Source organism: Mycobacterium sp. (genome assembly GCF_002863225.1).
Taxonomy (GTDB): Bacteria; Actinomycetota; Actinomycetes; order Mycobacteriales; family Mycobacteriaceae; genus Mycobacterium.
The window spans coordinates 83,952-100,128 of the sequence record NZ_PKEK01000063.1 but is presented as its reverse complement, the minus strand read 5'-3'; the positions used below and the strand labels follow the sequence as shown (position 1 = coordinate 100,128).

Below are 16,177 nucleotides of genomic sequence, written 5' to 3'. Positions count from 1 at the left end.
GAGTTCGTGTGCTGCGGCGTTGGCGTTGGGGGGGTGCACGATTGGGGCGTCGAGGCCGGCGAGTGCGTGTTCGGTCCAGCGTCGGTCGGCGCGGTTCATCAGAATCCCGACAAAGCGATGACCCTGCTTCGCCAGATGTGCCGTGGCGCCAGCAATCTCGGATGCAACAGCGTCCGGGTCGCGTCCCCAGAGATCGTCACCGAATCCGAGGTTCAGTCCGATCAGGCCGTCTTCAGCGGCGACGTCGGGGCGGGGCAGTAGCAGGGCCGGATCACCGGACACGCTGACGTCCAGGCCGGCCTCGGCCAGAAGTTGCGCGCTGCGCGGGCCTCGCACCGACACGGTACGAAACTCCGACAGCAGCGGCACCCAACGTTTCAGCTCACCTCTGCCGGAACCGCTGCGCCGCCCGACGAAACTGGGATCTTCGACGCCGACGCCGATCGCGTAGCTCCCGTTGTTCCGGGTGAGTGCGCGGCCGCGGGTGACCATGCGACGCCAATGACGTCGACCGACGAGGGTGCCACCGCCGACGACCTGGATGCTGTGCCGCAGTGAGCGGTTCAATCCTGTTGCCGCGGCGTGAATTTTCTCACCGGGGAAGCGCGGCACGTCCAGCACCGTGGCACCGGGTAGCTGTGATCGCACGGCGTCGTAGATCGCGTCGTCGCCGATGTTGCCCATCCGCTGCCAACCCAGGTAAGCGACCAGGGCATCGTTGCGGTGGATGCTCATCGGATCGGCTCCAATGTCTTCGGGCCAGTCGGTGTCCGGCCGCCGACGACAAACCGCGTGATCCCGTGCTTACGAATCAGATAACGGGTCGCGGTGCTTTCCCATTTGCGACGGTTCTTGCCGCGCACGTCGATGTGGTGGTGGACGACTCGGACGCTCGGATCGAACTGACGATGAATGCCCTTGGTATCCAGGCGGATCGCCAGATCTTGAGCTTCGTGCGAACGTAACGCGGGGTCGTAGCCGCCCACAGCCTTGAAAACATCGGAGTAGACCAGCAGGTTGCCTTCGTGAAGCCAGTACGCTGCCCGTGGCCTCGGGTCATCCAGCAGCCGGGGCCAGCCCGGGGCGATCGGACCTGCCACACGTTGGACCATGCCGGCCAACCGCGGCTCGTGCCGCCAATGGTCAACCAGGCGCGGAACATTGGAGGTGAAATTGCCCCACAGGGTGAACGCCGCGCCGAAATTGCAGTACTCCTGGCTGCCGTCGGTGCGGCTGACCAGGCCACCGATCATGCCGACACCGTGGCGGAGATAGCGTTCGGCAATCTCGCGTGCCACCGTCGGGGTGTCGGCAGTCCTCAGTTCCATGTCGGCGTCGATGAAATGGATCAGCGTGCCGTCGCCGACGCGGCCGATGATCTGGTTGCGGTTGGCACCCGCACCGCGGTTTTCGGGACTGCGCAGCAGTTCCACGTTGTCGCCGAATTCGCCGACCACGTCGACACTGTCGTCGATAGAGGCATCGTCGAGAACGAAGATCCGGTCATAGCGCTGAGCAAGCAGTTGCGGTAGGAGGGTACGCAGATGCTCGCCCATGTTGTAGTTGGGCACCGCGGCGACGACCGGCAGTCGGCGGGTCACAGCGACGGCACCAAATCGGTCAGCGTGGCCAGGATCGACTCAGCGGCATTGTCGAAGACCGTCTGCGCGAAACCGCCCAGCAGCGGGTAGATCGCCAGATCGGCCCCGATCGACAACCCGAGTGCCTCGATCGGGTTGTCCAGGTTGTCCATGATCAGGCTGAGGTTGTACTCGGGCACGCTGATCAGCGCCGCCTGCAGGATGTCTTCGGTTGCGTCGTACGTAGCGGACAAGGTGCTGCCGATATCCGACAGGGCATCTGCGATGTCGCCGGAAAAGGCCGTCAGCGCAGCCGGATCGTTCAGCAGGGTGGTCAGCGCCGACAAGATCTCGTCGGGATCGAACACCGTGCCCGAGGTCAACGACGAGGTGTCCGTCAGACCATCGAGCAGCGAATCGAGAGACCACGACACCGGATTCGGGCCGGTGCCGGTGAAATCACCGATGAAGTCCTCGATTCCGGTCTGGGTCCCGGCGATCAACAGCCCGGGCAGCTTCTCGAAGTCGGCCAGGCTGGGCAGCAGCCCGAATTCGGTGGCCTCGTTCGCCGGTGCGGTCGACCAGCCGAATTCGGGGTCTCCGTAGCCCAGGTTCACCAGCGCGGTGAGATTCGGCTGAAGCAGGTCGGCCAGCGGATTGCCGATGATCGGTACCTCCCGCAGCGGATCCAGCAGCGGAAGGTCGTCGACCGGGATGATGTAGTAGTCGGTCAGGCCTCCCGTGGTGTCCAGCGGAATCGCTTGTGCGATCTGCTCAGGTGTGAGGGTGTCGTAGTCGAAATGCGTTTCGCTCATATACGCGTTGAGAACCGACAACAGGTTCAGCGGATAGCGCGGAAAGTCCGCCCAGGTGTCGTATTCCATCGTGTAGATCGTGGTGGCGAAGTCGTCGGAGGGTGTCGCGCCGGAAAAGTCGATTCCCAGGCTGGGCAGTTCCAGGCCGGCGAACCGCTCGAAGAGCCCGCCGTTGGGGTTCATCAGGTCGCCGATCAACACGAAGTTGACATCGGAGCTGGGTACGCCCTGCGCAGTGAGTTGGTCCATCGCGAGGGACGCGATGATCGCGCTCTGCGAATACCCGAAGACCCCGACCGGCGTGCCAGCGTCGAGATACGGCTGGAGTTCATCGATCAGGTTGCTGAGCCCTTGCGACACCGAATCATTCAGCGTCAGGTCACCGAAGTTCAGCGGATAGAACTCCTGCGGGGTGTACAGCGCGTCCGGCACGGCGTCGGGAAAGGCCGGCTGCCCGTCGAACAAAGCCTCCGACGGGAAAAAGAGGCTCTGAACCGTCGCGACCCAGTCGTCGTCCGGCACCGGCATGCCGGTGCCGCCCATGACCACGAACGGCAACGTATCGTCGCCGTGGGCGATCGCCGGCGTCATGGTCAGCGGCAGCAGAGCGGCGCCGGTGGTCGCGAGCGCGCCGAGCCATGTGCAGCGAGCCTTACGATGTGCCATCGTCGCCTCCGCGTTCGGCTGTTCTGTCAGGAATCACAGGCCACCAACGCCTTTCGCCAGCATCATGACCCCGAGTGCGCCGAGCAGCACCGCGAAGATCGGCCTGCGGCGCGCGGCCAACCACCCGTGCATGCCCATCACCACAGCCTGCGTCTTTCCCGGCGCCATCAGGTAGGCGACGAGTGGTAGCTCGGTGAGGGTGTAGGCGACCAACGTGAAGACCAAAGCGGCGGCAACCTGCGTGCCCGCGGCCGCCCCGGAAGCCATGATCACCAACATCGCTCCCCAGAACTCGAGCAGTTGAGTCGAGGTGCACAGACCTGCGACGAACGGCATTCTGAGAGACCGTCCCTCCAACGCGGCCGTCCAGGAGAGGCGAGGAAGCGGAATGCGGGAGAACACGGTCGGCGCTTTTCCCGGCTCGATCACCGGTGCAGCCGGATCGCTGACGGGAATCAGCGCGTAGGTGGCCTGACGCACCGGACGTGGCATGGCGAGCATGGCAGCGCCCGAGAGGGCGATCAGGCCGACGGCAATTTGAATCGGCGGGAGCGCCGGATGCCGGGCTATCGAATGGGTCAGGCGCACAACGGGACCCAGGAAGTCATGCAGGAGGAACAGGGACGCCAGGGCGGCGCCGAAGCCGGTAGCCATCAGACCACACCAATAGGCCAGCAGGTTGGCCAGCGGCCGCGGACGCGAAATCAACAGCGCCATGATCCCGATCCGCACCGGATCCTGGGCGGCGATGATGCCGAACAACAGCACTGCGCTCCACATCAGGCGGCTCGTTTCATGGTGGCGGCGGTTTCCAGGAGATCGGCCGTCGTGTGCACACTCGCGGCAGGTGTCGTCATTCGGCGCGCGATCAGCTTCGCCTTGGCCTCGCATTCGCCGGTGAGCACCGACCGCAGGTCGGCGACCAGCGATTGCCGGGTGGTGGCCGAGAAGCGCCGGGAGGAACCAACTTCGAGCCTTCGGACCTGAGCTGCCCACAGCGGCTGGTCGGCGGTGACCCACAGGATCAACGTCGGCATGCCGGCGCGCAGACCGGCGGCCGTGGTTCCGGCGCCGCCATGGTGGACGACAGCGCGGCACAAGGGAAAAACCGCCGCGTGGTTCATCGGCCCGGCGATCCTGACGCGCTCGGAGTTCCAGTCTCCGTCGACGTGATTGGCACCGACATAGATCAGCGCCCGCTCGCCCACTTCGGCGCACGCCGCACTGATCATCTGCACGGTGGCGTCGAACGACCGCACCGGCATGCTCCCGAAACCGAAGTAGACCGGCGGTCTCCCGGCGGCACACCACGCGGAGATCTCGGTGTCCGCGTCGGTCGGTGACGTCATCGTCAGTGCGCCGACGAAGGGCCGCAGGCGATTCCAGTGCGACCACTCGGACGCCAGCCCGGGAAAGAACAGCTCGTCGTAGGCCTGTATCTCGAGGGAACCGCGCTCGACGATGCGGCCGGTCGAGGGTCCGGCCTTGCCCGGCAATCCGAGCTCCCGGCGTAGACGGTTGTCGGCCCTTCTCGTGATGATCCAGTGCGCCCACCACAGCGCCGCGATGCCGGTGCGGGTCAACGGTGATGGCACCGTCGGCAGGATGTGACTGTTGACCCGGACCGGGAAGCAATGCAACCCCGCAAGTGGAATCCGATGATAATCCGCGACATTCACGGCGATTCCCTGCTGGACCATGCTGGTCATCAGCAGATCGGCGCCTTCCGACACGGACGTCAGCGTCCTGCCCATCTCCGCCCACACGTCGCCGAGGTAGTACTTGGTTGCGCGGAGGACTTTGACCGGAGTCGACAGACTCCAGACATTGCGGATGAACTCTTCTTCGTTGACCGACTCCGAACTCGGTCCGTACGCCACCACGTCGAGGCCGGCCGATTCGACGAACCCACACATGTTGGGTGGGACCGCCATTCGCACGTCATGGCCGCGGTTCTGCAACTCCCGGCCCACCGCGGCGAAAGGTTCGACATCGCCACGACTGCCGTGCACAGCGAGTGCGAATTTCATCGGTACGACCCCCTTCCGTTCGGCGAACGCCCGACATCGACCAGCGCCGCCTCGGGTTCGCCCGGTCGCAGATCGTCATCAGGCTCGTCTGGGTCGGTCGGTGGCAGCCGATCCTCGTCGGCCGTCAGCTCAGGCGTGTCCTCAGCAACTGCATCGTCGCGGCGACGCTGGCACCCGAACAAGATGCGTGTCAGGCCCTTTCGGATTCTCTCGCGGTAGTGATGCGTCGTAGCGGCGCGCGAAGAACGTCGATCTGGGTTCGACGGCCACCAGTTGCCTCGGCCGACCAGTGTGGCGATGGCCGGCACCGTCACGGTGCGGACCAGGAATGTATCCAACAGAATTCCGGTGCCCAGGACGAACCCGGCTTGCACCATCATCGTGATGCTTGCGAACAGCAGCCCGAACATCGACGCGGCGAAAATCAGGCCTGCCGCCGTGATCACGCCACCGGTGGATCCGACCGTGCGGATCACACCGACACGTATGCCGTGTGGTGACTCGTCGCGTATCCGGGAAATCAGCAGCAGATTGTAGTCAGCGCCGACCGCCACCAAGATGATGAAGGTGAGCCCCGGGACGGTCCAGTGCAACTCCTGGCCCAGTCCGAACTGAAATACCAAGGTGCCGATGCCAAGTGCCGACAGGTACGAGATGATCACCGAACAGATCAGGTACAGCGGCGCGACGATCGCTCTCAACAATCCGACCAGGATCAGGAAGACGATCACGACGGTCGTCACGATGATGAAGTTGAAGTCCTTGTTGTAGTAGTCACGAGTGTCCCGAAGTCCCACCGAGATTCCGGCCATCGACACTTTGGCGTCGGCCAGCGTCGTGTTCGGCTGAGCCTGCCGCGCGGTGTTGATGATCGAATTCACCTGGTCCATGGCGGCGATGCTGAACGGATTCAGCTTGGTCTGGACCAGATAGCGCGCGGCATGCCCGTCGGGTGAGACGAAAATGCCGGCTGCCTTCTTGAAGTCGTCGCGCGTCAGCACTTGCGGCGGAATGAAGAAGCCGGCCATCGGAGGGGCGTTGGCGCCGTTCTTCATAGCCATCAAGAAGCCTGACGCATCGTTGAGACCGGCTCCCATCTGTTTGGTCTGGCCGACGAGCAATTCCACCGCGTCGGCCAGTTTTCGACTGCCGTCGGCAAGCTGATTGGCGCCGTCCTGCAGGGTCGCCAGCTTTGCCGACAAACCACCGCCGCCCAGCATCTGCGTCGCATTAGTGAGATTGGCTACCAGTTCTTTCAATTTGGCTGTTGCCGATTCCAGACTCTCGTTGCCCTGGGTGGCTTGCAGCTTCTTCGACAGCTCCGCGATGCTGTCGAGCGACCCGCTCTCGTGTGCCTCGGCGATGCGCTGGAGCTCATCGCGGGCGGTGACGCAGTTCGGGTCCAGCGAGCACACCGGGGTGGTGTCGAGGGCGTTCAGGATCGGTCGGGCCAGGCCGGCAATGTTGTTGACATCGACCAGATTCAGATCGAGCGACTGGCCCAGCGAGCGCATCTCGGTGATCAACGTGGCGGCGTCGTCGAGCTGGTTGAGCATCTTCAGGCCGCCGAAACTGCGCTGCAGGAACGTCAGCGACTCGACCAGACCGCTGATGTTGGGCAGGGCCTGTTGGACTTGGTTGCGCAAGTCGCCCAACGCATTCGCCAACTGGTTAGCGCCGTCGGTCATGGTGTCGAGCTCGTTGGTGTGACCGTTGATTTGTTGCGACGCATCACCGAGCTTGTTGCCCACTTCGCCGGCCTGCCAGGCCAGTCTGGCCTGTTCGAGTGACTCGCCGGTGGGCCTGGTGATGCCCCGCACCATCGCGACGTTGGGCAGCTGACTCACCCGCTGGGCCATCTGCTCCAGGTCGGCCAGGACCTTGGGGTCACGCATGTCGCGCGGCGACTGGATGAACAGGTATTGCGGAATGATGGTGTCCAGCGGAAAGTGTTGCGCCATGACGTCGTAACCCGCAGCGCTTTCCACCGAGCTCGGCAGTGTCTTGCGGTCGTCGTAGTTGTAGCGCGCGTAGGCCGAGCAGGCCGCCAGGGTGATCAGGATCAGCAGACTTGCGACCAGATGGATCTTGGGACGGCGCACGATCCGTACCCCGGAGGTCCGCCAGAACCGGGTGGTCAACTCGCGGCGCGGCTTGATCCAGCCGCGGCGCCCGGCGAGTGTCATGATGGCGGGCAACACGGTCACCGCGGCCAGAAATGCCACGGTGACCGCGATCGCGAGCGCCGGGCCAACCGTGGAGAAGACCGGCAACTTGGTGAAAACCATGGCGACGAAAGTGACGGCCACGGTGGCCGCCGAGGCGGCGATGACCTTTCCGATCGACCCCAGTGCGTGCCGGACCGCATCATCGGACTCCGCGCCCAGCCGAACGTAATCGTGGTAACGGCTGATCAAGAAGACCGCATAATCGGTTCCGGCGCCGTACACGATGCCGCTCATGAACACCATGGTCTGGCTCGAGACGCCGAGGCCCAGTTCGGCCAAGCCGGCCAGCACCCCCTGGGCGGTCACCAACGATATGCCGATGGTGATCAACGGCATGACCAGCGTGAGCGGATTTCGGTACACGATCAGTAGGATCAGCAACACCATGATCCCGGTGCCGAGTTCGATCACGTGCATGTCGCGTTGGCTGATCGCGGTGAGGTCCGCCGCAGTGGCTGCCGGTCCGGCCAGATGGGCGACCAGGGTCGACCCTGACACCGTCTGCTTGATGAGCGTCGAAGCGTTCTGGAAGGCCACCGCACCCTCGGCGGATCCCGCATGACCGGCCAGTGCGATGGGCAGATACCAGGCCTTCTTGTCCTTGCTGGACAGCACTTCCCGGACTTCTGGCGAACCGAGAAAGTCCTGGAGAGAGACCACGTCGGCGGTGTCTTGCCGAAGTTTCCCGACCAGGGTGCGGTAGGTGGTCTCGTCGGCGGGGGACAGGTCCTTGTCGTCGGTCAACACGGCCAGCACGACGTTGTCGGTTCCCTTGTCGTGGAAGGCCGCGACCATCTCGCGAGCGGCCACCATCATCGGGGCATCGTCGGGCATGATGGCCGCCTGCTTTTGCCCGATGACCACCGCCAGTGGTGGCAGGCCCAGCGAAACCGCGGCCGCGAGGGCGAGCCAGAGTGCGATGACGATCAGGGGGTGGCCGGTGACGAGCCTGCCCAGTCTCGGGTAGACGCCCATCATCGCGGGCGGTTCGATCACGTCCGTCCGCGATGACATCGGCTTGGTTACCGCCGGGAGAAGTTGCGAATCCACGGATTACAGCTGGGCATGGAAGTCTCCTACCCGCTCAGGCCGACTGGGTGAGAGCGACTTCGCGCACCCGGGTGGCTGTGTAGCGGCGCTCGGCGACCCGCACATACACCGATTTCAACACCGCGAGAAATTGGGTGACCGATTCGCGCGCGACCGGATTGTCGGGGAACAGGACGACTGCGCGAGTCTCGTTCTCCAGTCTGGTCACCCGGATGTCGAATTGGGCAGGTGCACCGCCGTCTTGGAAGATCCGGGCATTCAGGCCTTGCAGCTTCTCGGTGACCAGAGCCGAGAACGGCGGGATGCCGAGGTCGATGTGGAACATCAGCGGCACGCGCCGATCGGGGCGCTGCAGCCACGGCGCAAGGTCCAGAACCCGGGCGAAGGGGACCTTGGCCAGCTCCCGCCCGGAATCGAAGGATGCCTGCGCAGCCCGCACAGTCTCGTGGAACGATGAGGGGTCGACGGGCACCGTGATCGGCACGAAGCCGGTGATCCACCCCGAGGTCATGAAATCCTCTGGAGTGCTGCGGATGTCGGTGACCACATATCCGTAGTAGGTGTCGGCACCGGTCAGTTCACGCTCGGTCAGCGCGGCGCAGGCGAACACCCCTCCGCTGAACCGGGCACCCGCCGAGACACAGACGGATTCGAATGCGGCGGTCTGCTTCTGGTCGAGCAGCGTCAGGCTCATCAGGTCGCAGATTCCGGATCCGTCGCCCAGCGACACCGGGCAGTCCGGGAGAGTCCCGGAGTTGCTCTCGAAGTAGTCGATCCACGCCTTGACCTCCGGCGACTCTGCGGTGAGGGACGAGAGGTACTTGTGTTGCCGCTCGCAGTAGTCGAGGTAGCTGCCGGCCTTGGGTAAAGCGATCGGCGCGCCACCGCCGGCCAGCGCCGCGTACTGCATCTGGATCTCGGGCAGCAGCACGCTCGGGTAGGTCGCGTCGATGTTGATGTGGTCGATCGAGATGCAGAACGTGAAGTGATCGGGGTGCTGAATGATCATGAAGCGAAAGCTATCCCACTGCAATGGATCCGGAGTCGCCATCGCCAGACTCTGCAATTCGCCGGGCGACAACTCGCCGTGCTTGGTGGGGGCGAACTTGATCGCGGCGGGATTGTCGATGGCCCGCCTGACGATGTTTCCGCTGTCGAGGTATTCGAACCAGCTGTGGAAGGTGTCGTGGCGCCGAAGGTGCGCGTTGATGACATGCGTCATGGCCCGGACGTCGCACTGGCCTGGGATCTCCCACGTGGCGATGCACAGCCGGGACATGTCGACGCCTTTCGACGCGAAATCCAGCCAGCTGCGCAGGTGTTCGGCCTGCATGTAGCTGGCCGGCGTCGGATTGATCGGCGCCTCTTGCGCTTTGGCGAGAGTGGCCGCCGTCGGCCCCCATGAGACGACTGAACCGGCTTCTGGAACCCAGTCGTACACGCTCTTCACCGTTACTTTCCCTACTTCGAGCACTCTCGCCTCCTCAGTTCGTTGGGTGTGATCACGAAATCTTCGTCAGTGGGCCGTCACGCCGGCACCGCCTCGAGGTCTGCCAACTCGTTGCACAAGTGACCGGCGAGTCCGCGAACGGTCGTGATGTGATACGAACTGATCCGAACACCCGTCTCGGTCTCGATGCGGGTGCGCAATTCCAGATTGCCCAAGGAGTCGAGGCCGTATTCGGCGAGCGACCTGTTCGGATCGACGCTGCGCCGCAAAATCAGGCTGACTTGCTCCGAGACCAGTCGACGGAGCCGGTCGGGCCACTCGTCGGCCGGCAGCTCGACCAGTTCACCGCGGAATTTTCCTGCCTCCGTGGCACTTTGGTCCGCGGACTGCAGCGCTTCGGCGAACCGGCTGCGTTGCGCGAGGGCGGTCAGCCACGGCGTTCCGGTGATCGATATGTAGCCGGTGTAGCCACGGTCGTGACGCAGTAACGCCTCGAACGCATACGCACCGTCTTCCGGCGCGATCATCGTGGTCTCGCCGGCTTCCGCCAGACCAGCGCCGCGGCCGATCTTGTCCCACGCTCCCCACGCAATCGCCGAGGCGGGCAGGCCCTGTGCTCGTCGCCAGTGGGTGAAGACGTCCAGCCAACTGTTGGCCGCCGCGTAGGCGCCCTGTCCGCGTGACCCGAGCAGCGCTGCCGCCGAGGAGAACGAGCAGAACCAGTCCAGCGGCTGGCCGACCGCGGCGTGGTGCAGATTCCAGGCGCCGTCGACCTTCGGTGCCCAGTCGCGGTCGATGAGCTCGTCGGTGATGTTGTTCAGCGTGGCGTCCTCGACCACGGCCGCGGCGTGCAGCACTCCGCGCAGCGGTAACCCGCCTGCGGTCGCCGCTTCGACCAGGCGGTCGGCGGTATCGCGGGCCGCGATGTCACCGCATTGCACCACGATGTCGGCGCCGGTCGCACGGATCTGCTCGATTGTCTGCTGCGCCAACGGGTCCGGCTGCGATCGGGAGGTCAGTACGATGCGGCCGCAACCGGCTGCGGCCATCTTCTCCGCCAGGAACAACCCGAGTCCACCGAGGCCGCCGGTGACCAGGTAGGCGCCGTCCTCGCGAAAAGCGCGGGCCGCGTCCTGCGGCACCACCGCGGCACTGGTTCCGCTCCGTGGAACGTCCAGGACGAGTTTGCCGGTGTGCTCGGCCGCGCTCATCACCCTGATCGCGGTGGCTGCGTCGCCGAACTCGTACCGGGTGTACTCGGCGGGCGGCAGCTCTCCGCCGGCGACGCGGCGGAACACCGTATCGAGCAGCTGCCCGATCCGCTGCGGATGGGTTTCGGACATCAGCGCGAGATCGACGTAGTGGAACGTCAGGTTGCGACGGAAGGGATACATGCCCAGGCGTGCGTTGGCGTAGACGTCGCGTTTACCGATTTCGACGAAGTGGCCTCCGGCGGAGAGCAGTTCGAATCCGGCTCGCTGTGCGGCGCCGGTCAGCGAATTGAGCACGATGTCGACGCCGTAACCGTCGGTGTCGCGGCGAATCAACTCGGCGAAGTCGGTGCTGCGCGAGTCGTAGACGTGGTCGATGCCCATCCGGTGGAGCAGTTCACGACGCTGCGGGCTGCCGGCGGTCGCGAAGATCTCGGCACCCGCGGCACGGGCGATCGCTATCGCGGCCTGGCCTACACCGCCGGTCGCCGAGTGGATCAGTACCCGGTCGCCGGCCGAGATTCGCGCCTGGTCGTGCAAGCCGTACCAGGCGGTGGCGTGACCGGTCGCCACCGCAACCGCCTGATGGTCGGTCAACTCGGTCGGCAGCGTTACCGCTACTCGGGCATCGCACGTGACAAACGTTGCCCAGCAGCCATTTCGGGAGAACCCGCCGACCCGGTCGCCGACCTGATGCGCGGTGACGTCCGGGCCGATCGCGGTGACCACGCCGACGAAATCGACACCCAGCTCGGGTTCACGTTCGTCGATGGTGGGGAAGCGCCCCATCGCCATCAGCACGTCGGCGAAGTTCAGACTCGACGCGGTGATCGCCACTTCGATCTGGCCGGGGCCGGGGGAGACCCGCTCGAACGCAACGTGTTCCAGCGTCTGCAGGTCGCCTGGGGCTCGAACACGCAGCCGGACGCCGGCTTCAGCGTGGTCGACAAGGGTTGCGCGTCGTTCCTCGGGTCGAAGGGGACCCGGCCGCAGACGCGCGCCGTACCATTGTCCGCTGCGCCAGGCTGTCTCGTCTTCGGTGGAGCCGCTGAGCAGCTCCCGCGCCAGCTGCTCCACATCGGTCTGCTCGTCCACGTCGATCTGGGTGACGCGAAGATGCGGGTTCTCCGCGCCGATCACCCGCAGCAGGCCCCGCAGACCGGCCTGCTCCAGATTCACCGCGCCCGCTGAGGTGACGGGCTGTGCCTGCCGGGTCACGACGAACAGCCGGGGCGATTGCCCGGGCAATTCGGTCATTTCGCGGGCAATGCGCACCAGATGGCGAACCTGCTCGCGACCCGCTCTCGGGATCTGCTCGTCGGCTTCGGTTCTGCCGGGCGCCGTCACGACGATCACGCCGGCGAACTCGTCTTCGCGGAGGGAGTCCACGAATCGTCCGGAGACGCCATCGGCGTACGCGGACCACACCACCGACGTGACGTCCTTGTCGTGCGATTTGAGCGTGTCGGTCAACGTCGCCGCCAACAAATCCGACTCGTCGGAAGTGTTGACCAGCAACCACTTTCGAAGCTGATCAGCACCGGCGGCGGGCAGTGTCAGCGGCTGCCAGTCGATGGTCAGCAGGCTCTCCCCGAGCAACCGCTCGCGGGTGCCGGCCTCGGACGCCCCGGTGCCCATCTGCAACCCCTGGGCGGTCAGCAGGACAGCGCCGTGCGGGTCGATCACCTCGAGGTCGGCATCCAGACCGGCAGCGGACGCCGTCACCCGTGCGTAGCAGTGGCGCGCATCGCGCGTCGGGCCGTAGATGCGCAGCCGGCGCACGCCCAGGGGCAACAGCAGACCGCCGTTGCCGATGTGCTGCGCGCCCGGATGGGCGGCCACGGATTGAAAGCAGGCATCCAGCAGTGCGGGATGCACACCGAAGGCGCCCTGACCGGTCCGTACCGGGCTCGATGCACCGATCTCGGCCAAGATCGTGCCATCCGATCCGTGGCCGGTGTACACCGCGGTCAAACCGGTGAAGGCGGGCCCGAATTGGATGCCGCGCCGATCGAAAGAATCACGCACGGCAGTGCCGTCGATCCGGATCGGGTGGGCTTCCCGCAACGCGAGCACGTCGTGCGCGGGCGGCCGGGTGTCGGGATCGGCGGCGTGCAGGACCGCCGACGCCCACCGCACGTTGGTGCCCTCGTCGTTGGTCTCTACCGCGAATCCGGCGACGGTCGGCGTTTCGACCGACGCGACGGCGCCGACGGTGGTGTCGCCGTCGAGCAACAGCATCTGCTCGAAGCGGATGTCGCGGACTTCGGATGCCTCGCCGTGAACGGCCTTGGCGGCGGCCAACGCCATCTCGCAGTAGGCGGCACCGGGAAGGGCTGCGACATGGTGGATTTGGTGATCGGCCAACCACGGTGACGCCGTCGTGCCGACCTCGGCCTGCCACACGTGGCGCTCGGGCTCTTCTTGCAACCTGACGTGTGGACCCAGCAGCGGATGAGCGGACACGGTGCTGCCGCCGTGCGTCGGTGCTTCTCTGGCGGTCAGGATCAGGCGGCGGTGGGTCCAGGCCGGCAGCGGCGCATCGACGAGGTGCCCGACGGGATACAGCACTGAGAAATCCATCGCGGCGCCCGCGGCGTGCAGACCGGCCAGCAGCTCACGCACACCGTGCCGCAGCGGTTGCTGACGGCGCAACGCGGCGAGTGCGGCGACCGGTGTCTCCAGGTTCTGAGCGGTCTGCTCAACGGCCCGGATGAGCAACGGGTGGGGAGACAGCTCGGCGAAGACTCGGTAGCCGTCTTCCAGCGCCGCTTGCACGGCAGCACCGAATCGCACCATCTGGCGCAGGTTGTCGACCCAGTAGTCAGCATCGCAATACGGTTCCTCGCGAGGGTCGATCGAGGTGGCCGAGTAGTAGGGGATTGTCGGAGACATCGGATCGAGGTCGGTGAGAACGTCGGCCAACTCGTCGAGGATCGGATCGACCTGAGGCGTGTGCGAGGCCACGTCGACGGCAACCTCACGCGCCATGATGTCGCGTTGTTCCCAACCGGCGACGAGTTCGCGGACGGGCTCGGTGGTACCACCGATCACCGTCGACGTCGGGGAGGCCACCACCGCCACCACCACATCGTTGACCCCGCGTTCGGCCAGCTGCGAAATGATCTGCTGGGCGGGAAGTTCCACGGACGCCATTGCGCCACCGCCGGCCAGCCGGAGGCACAGCCGGGAACGGCGGCAGATGACCCGCGCGCCGTCTTCGAGGGACAGTGCGCCGGCGACGACAGCGGCCGCGGCCTCGCCGAGCGAGTGTCCGATGACCGCACCCGGGACCACGCCGTAGGACTTCAACGTCGCCGCCAGTGCGACCTGGATGGCGAAGATCGTCGGTTGAACCCGGTCGATGCCGGTGACCGTCTCCGGGGATGTCATCGCCTCGATCACCGAGAAGGCGGACTCGGCAGCGATGATCGGTTCCAGTTGCCCGATGGTCGCGGCGAAAACCGGTTCACTGGCCAGTAGTTCGGTGCCCATGCCGGCCCATTGCGAGCCCTGCCCGGAGAACACCCAGACCGGGCCGCGCTTGTCGTCTCCCACGGCCGGCGGATACGGCAGTTCGTCAACCGCGACCTCTCCCAATGCGGCGGACAGTTCCGGCAGGTCGGCCGCCAGCACGGCGGTGCGCACCGGCCCGTGGGCGCGACGACGGGCCAGCGTGTACGCCACATCGTGAACGGCGGCGTCGGACGCGCCGCGCTCCACCCAGTCGGCCAGCCGGGCGGAGGTTCGTCGCAGTGCCTCGACCGAGGTGGATGACACCGGGAACAGCAGCGGACGCCCGATCCCTGAATCGATTGCCGCACCGTTGTGTTCGTCGATCGCCGGTCGAACCCCGGGAGCCTGTTCGACGATGGCGTGCGCATTGGTGCCCGACATCCCGTACGACGAGACGGCAGCGCGTCGCGGGGTCCCGCCGTCGACGGGCCACGGCGCAACGGCCTGCGGCACGAACAGATTGGTGTCGACGAGGGTCAACTCTTCGGGTAGGCCGGTGAAGTGCAGCATGCGGGGGACTGCGCCGTGTTGTAAGGCCAGCACGGCCTTGATGAGGCCCACCGTGCCCGCAGCGGATTCGGTGTGCCCCACGTTGCTTTTGACCGATGTCAGCGCGCAGGGACCGTCAGTGCCGTAAACCTGTGCCAATCCCCGGTATTCGATGGGGTCACCCACCGGAGTCCCGGTGCCGTGCGCCTCGACCATCCCGACCGTGGCGGCGGCCACTCCGGCAGCGTCCAGGGCCGAACGGTAGGCGGCGACCTGCGCGTCCATCGACGGCATCGTGATCGTCTCCGAACGGCCGTCCTGATTGGTTGCGGTGCCACGGATCACGGCGAGAATTCGATCACCGTCGCGGACCGCGTCCGGCAGTCGCTTCAGGAAGACCATCGCACAGCCTTCGGAGCGAACGAAGCCGTTGGCTTTGGCGTCGAACGACTGGCAGCGACCCGTCGCAGAGAGCATGCCGATCGCCGACATCGAGGCGTTGAGCCGGGGTTCCAGCATCAGCATGCAGCCGCCGGCCAATGCGAGGTCGCTTTCACCCTGATGCAGGCTGCGGCACGCCATGTGCACCGTCACCAGGCCCGACGAGCAGGCCGTGTCGACGGTGACCGCGGGTCCACTGAGGCCGAGTGTGTAGCTGATCCGGCCGGACGCCATGCTGAATGCGGTACCGGTGTAGCCGTACGGTTCCTCCAGCGCCCCGGCGTCTCCGGTGACCAGGGTGTAATCGTCATGGGCCAGTCCAACGAAAACGCCGGTCGCGGAGCCGGCCACGGTTGCCGGTTGCACACCGGCGTGTTGCATTGCCTCCCAGGAGGTCTCGAGTAACAACCGGTGTTGCGGATCGATGGCGACCGCCTCGCGGTCGTTGATGCCGAAAAAATCCGAATCGAAGCCCGCGACGTCGTCGAGGAATCCACCCCACTTGGTCACCGAGCGGCCCGGCGTGCCCCGCTCGGGATCATAGAGGCTGTCGGCATCCCAACGCTCCGAGGGGATTTCGGTGATCAGGTCATCGCCGCGCAGCAGTGCCTCCCAGAGCAACTCGGGAGAGTCGATGCCGCCGGGAAGCCGGCAGGCCATGCCGATGACCGCGACAGGAGTGACACGAGGCTCAGGCACCG

The 16,177-nt window shown here is 65.6% G+C and carries 8 protein-coding genes; all 8 read right to left on the bottom strand.

Translation table 11 applies throughout. The features are described from left to right. The coding region (locus tag CYU59_RS20245; RefSeq protein WP_293001983.1) for a polysaccharide pyruvyl transferase family protein at window positions 1-735 on the bottom strand (735 nt) is incomplete at its 3' end. Next, the gene (locus CYU59_RS20240) at window positions 732-1,601 is read right to left on the bottom strand and encodes a glycosyltransferase family 2 protein (protein ID WP_293001980.1); all 870 of its coding nucleotides are present in this window, start codon (window positions 1,599-1,601) and stop codon (window positions 732-734) included. The genes CYU59_RS20240 and CYU59_RS20245, both read right to left, overlap by 4 nt. Beyond that, window positions 1,598-3,061: a PE-PPE domain-containing protein gene (locus CYU59_RS20235; protein WP_293001977.1), complete on the bottom strand. Its 1,464-nt coding sequence runs from the start codon at window positions 3,059-3,061 to the stop codon at window positions 1,598-1,600. Before CYU59_RS20235 ends, CYU59_RS20240 begins: the two co-directional genes overlap by 4 nt. 33 nt (window positions 3,062-3,094) lie before the next feature. Further along, window positions 3,095-3,841: a GAP family protein gene (locus tag CYU59_RS20230; protein ID WP_293001974.1), complete on the bottom strand. Its 747-nt coding sequence runs from the start codon at window positions 3,839-3,841 to the stop codon at window positions 3,095-3,097. Beyond that, the gene (locus tag CYU59_RS20225; RefSeq protein WP_293001972.1) at window positions 3,841-5,091 is read right to left on the bottom strand and encodes a glycosyltransferase; all 1,251 of its coding nucleotides are present in this window, start codon (window positions 5,089-5,091) and stop codon (window positions 3,841-3,843) included. Before CYU59_RS20225 ends, CYU59_RS20230 begins: the two co-directional genes overlap by 1 nt. Further along, window positions 5,088-8,333, bottom strand: coding sequence for an RND family transporter (locus CYU59_RS20220; protein ID WP_293001970.1), 3,246 nt, complete (start codon window positions 8,331-8,333; stop codon window positions 5,088-5,090). The genes CYU59_RS20225 and CYU59_RS20220 overlap by 4 nt, the downstream gene beginning before the upstream one ends. A 70-nt stretch (window positions 8,334-8,403) precedes the next feature. After that, on the bottom strand, window positions 8,404-9,843 hold the full coding sequence (locus CYU59_RS20215) for a condensation domain-containing protein (RefSeq protein ID WP_293001968.1): 1,440 nt from the start codon (window positions 9,841-9,843) through the stop codon (window positions 8,404-8,406). Window positions 9,844-9,896: 53 nt separating this feature from the next. Next, a complete protein-coding gene (gene pks2 / locus CYU59_RS20210) occupies window positions 9,897-16,175 on the bottom strand; it encodes a sulfolipid-1 biosynthesis phthioceranic/hydroxyphthioceranic acid synthase (RefSeq protein ID WP_293001966.1) in 6,279 nt (2,092 codons plus the stop codon). Between the last annotated feature and the right edge of the window lie 2 nt (window positions 16,176-16,177).

Coding starts and splice junctions, on each gene's coding strand:
- CYU59_RS20235 (WP_293001977.1), bottom strand. CDS start 3,061: ATGGCACATCGTAAGGCTCGCTGCACATGGCTCGGCGCGCTCGCGACC.
- CYU59_RS20230 (WP_293001974.1), bottom strand. CDS start 3,841: ATGTGGAGCGCAGTGCTGTTGTTCGGCATCATCGCCGCCCAGGATCCG.
- CYU59_RS20225 (WP_293001972.1), bottom strand. CDS start 5,091: ATGAAATTCGCACTCGCTGTGCACGGCAGTCGTGGCGATGTCGAACCT.
- CYU59_RS20220 (WP_293001970.1), bottom strand. CDS start 8,333: ATGTCATCGCGGACGGACGTGATCGAACCGCCCGCGATGATGGGCGTC.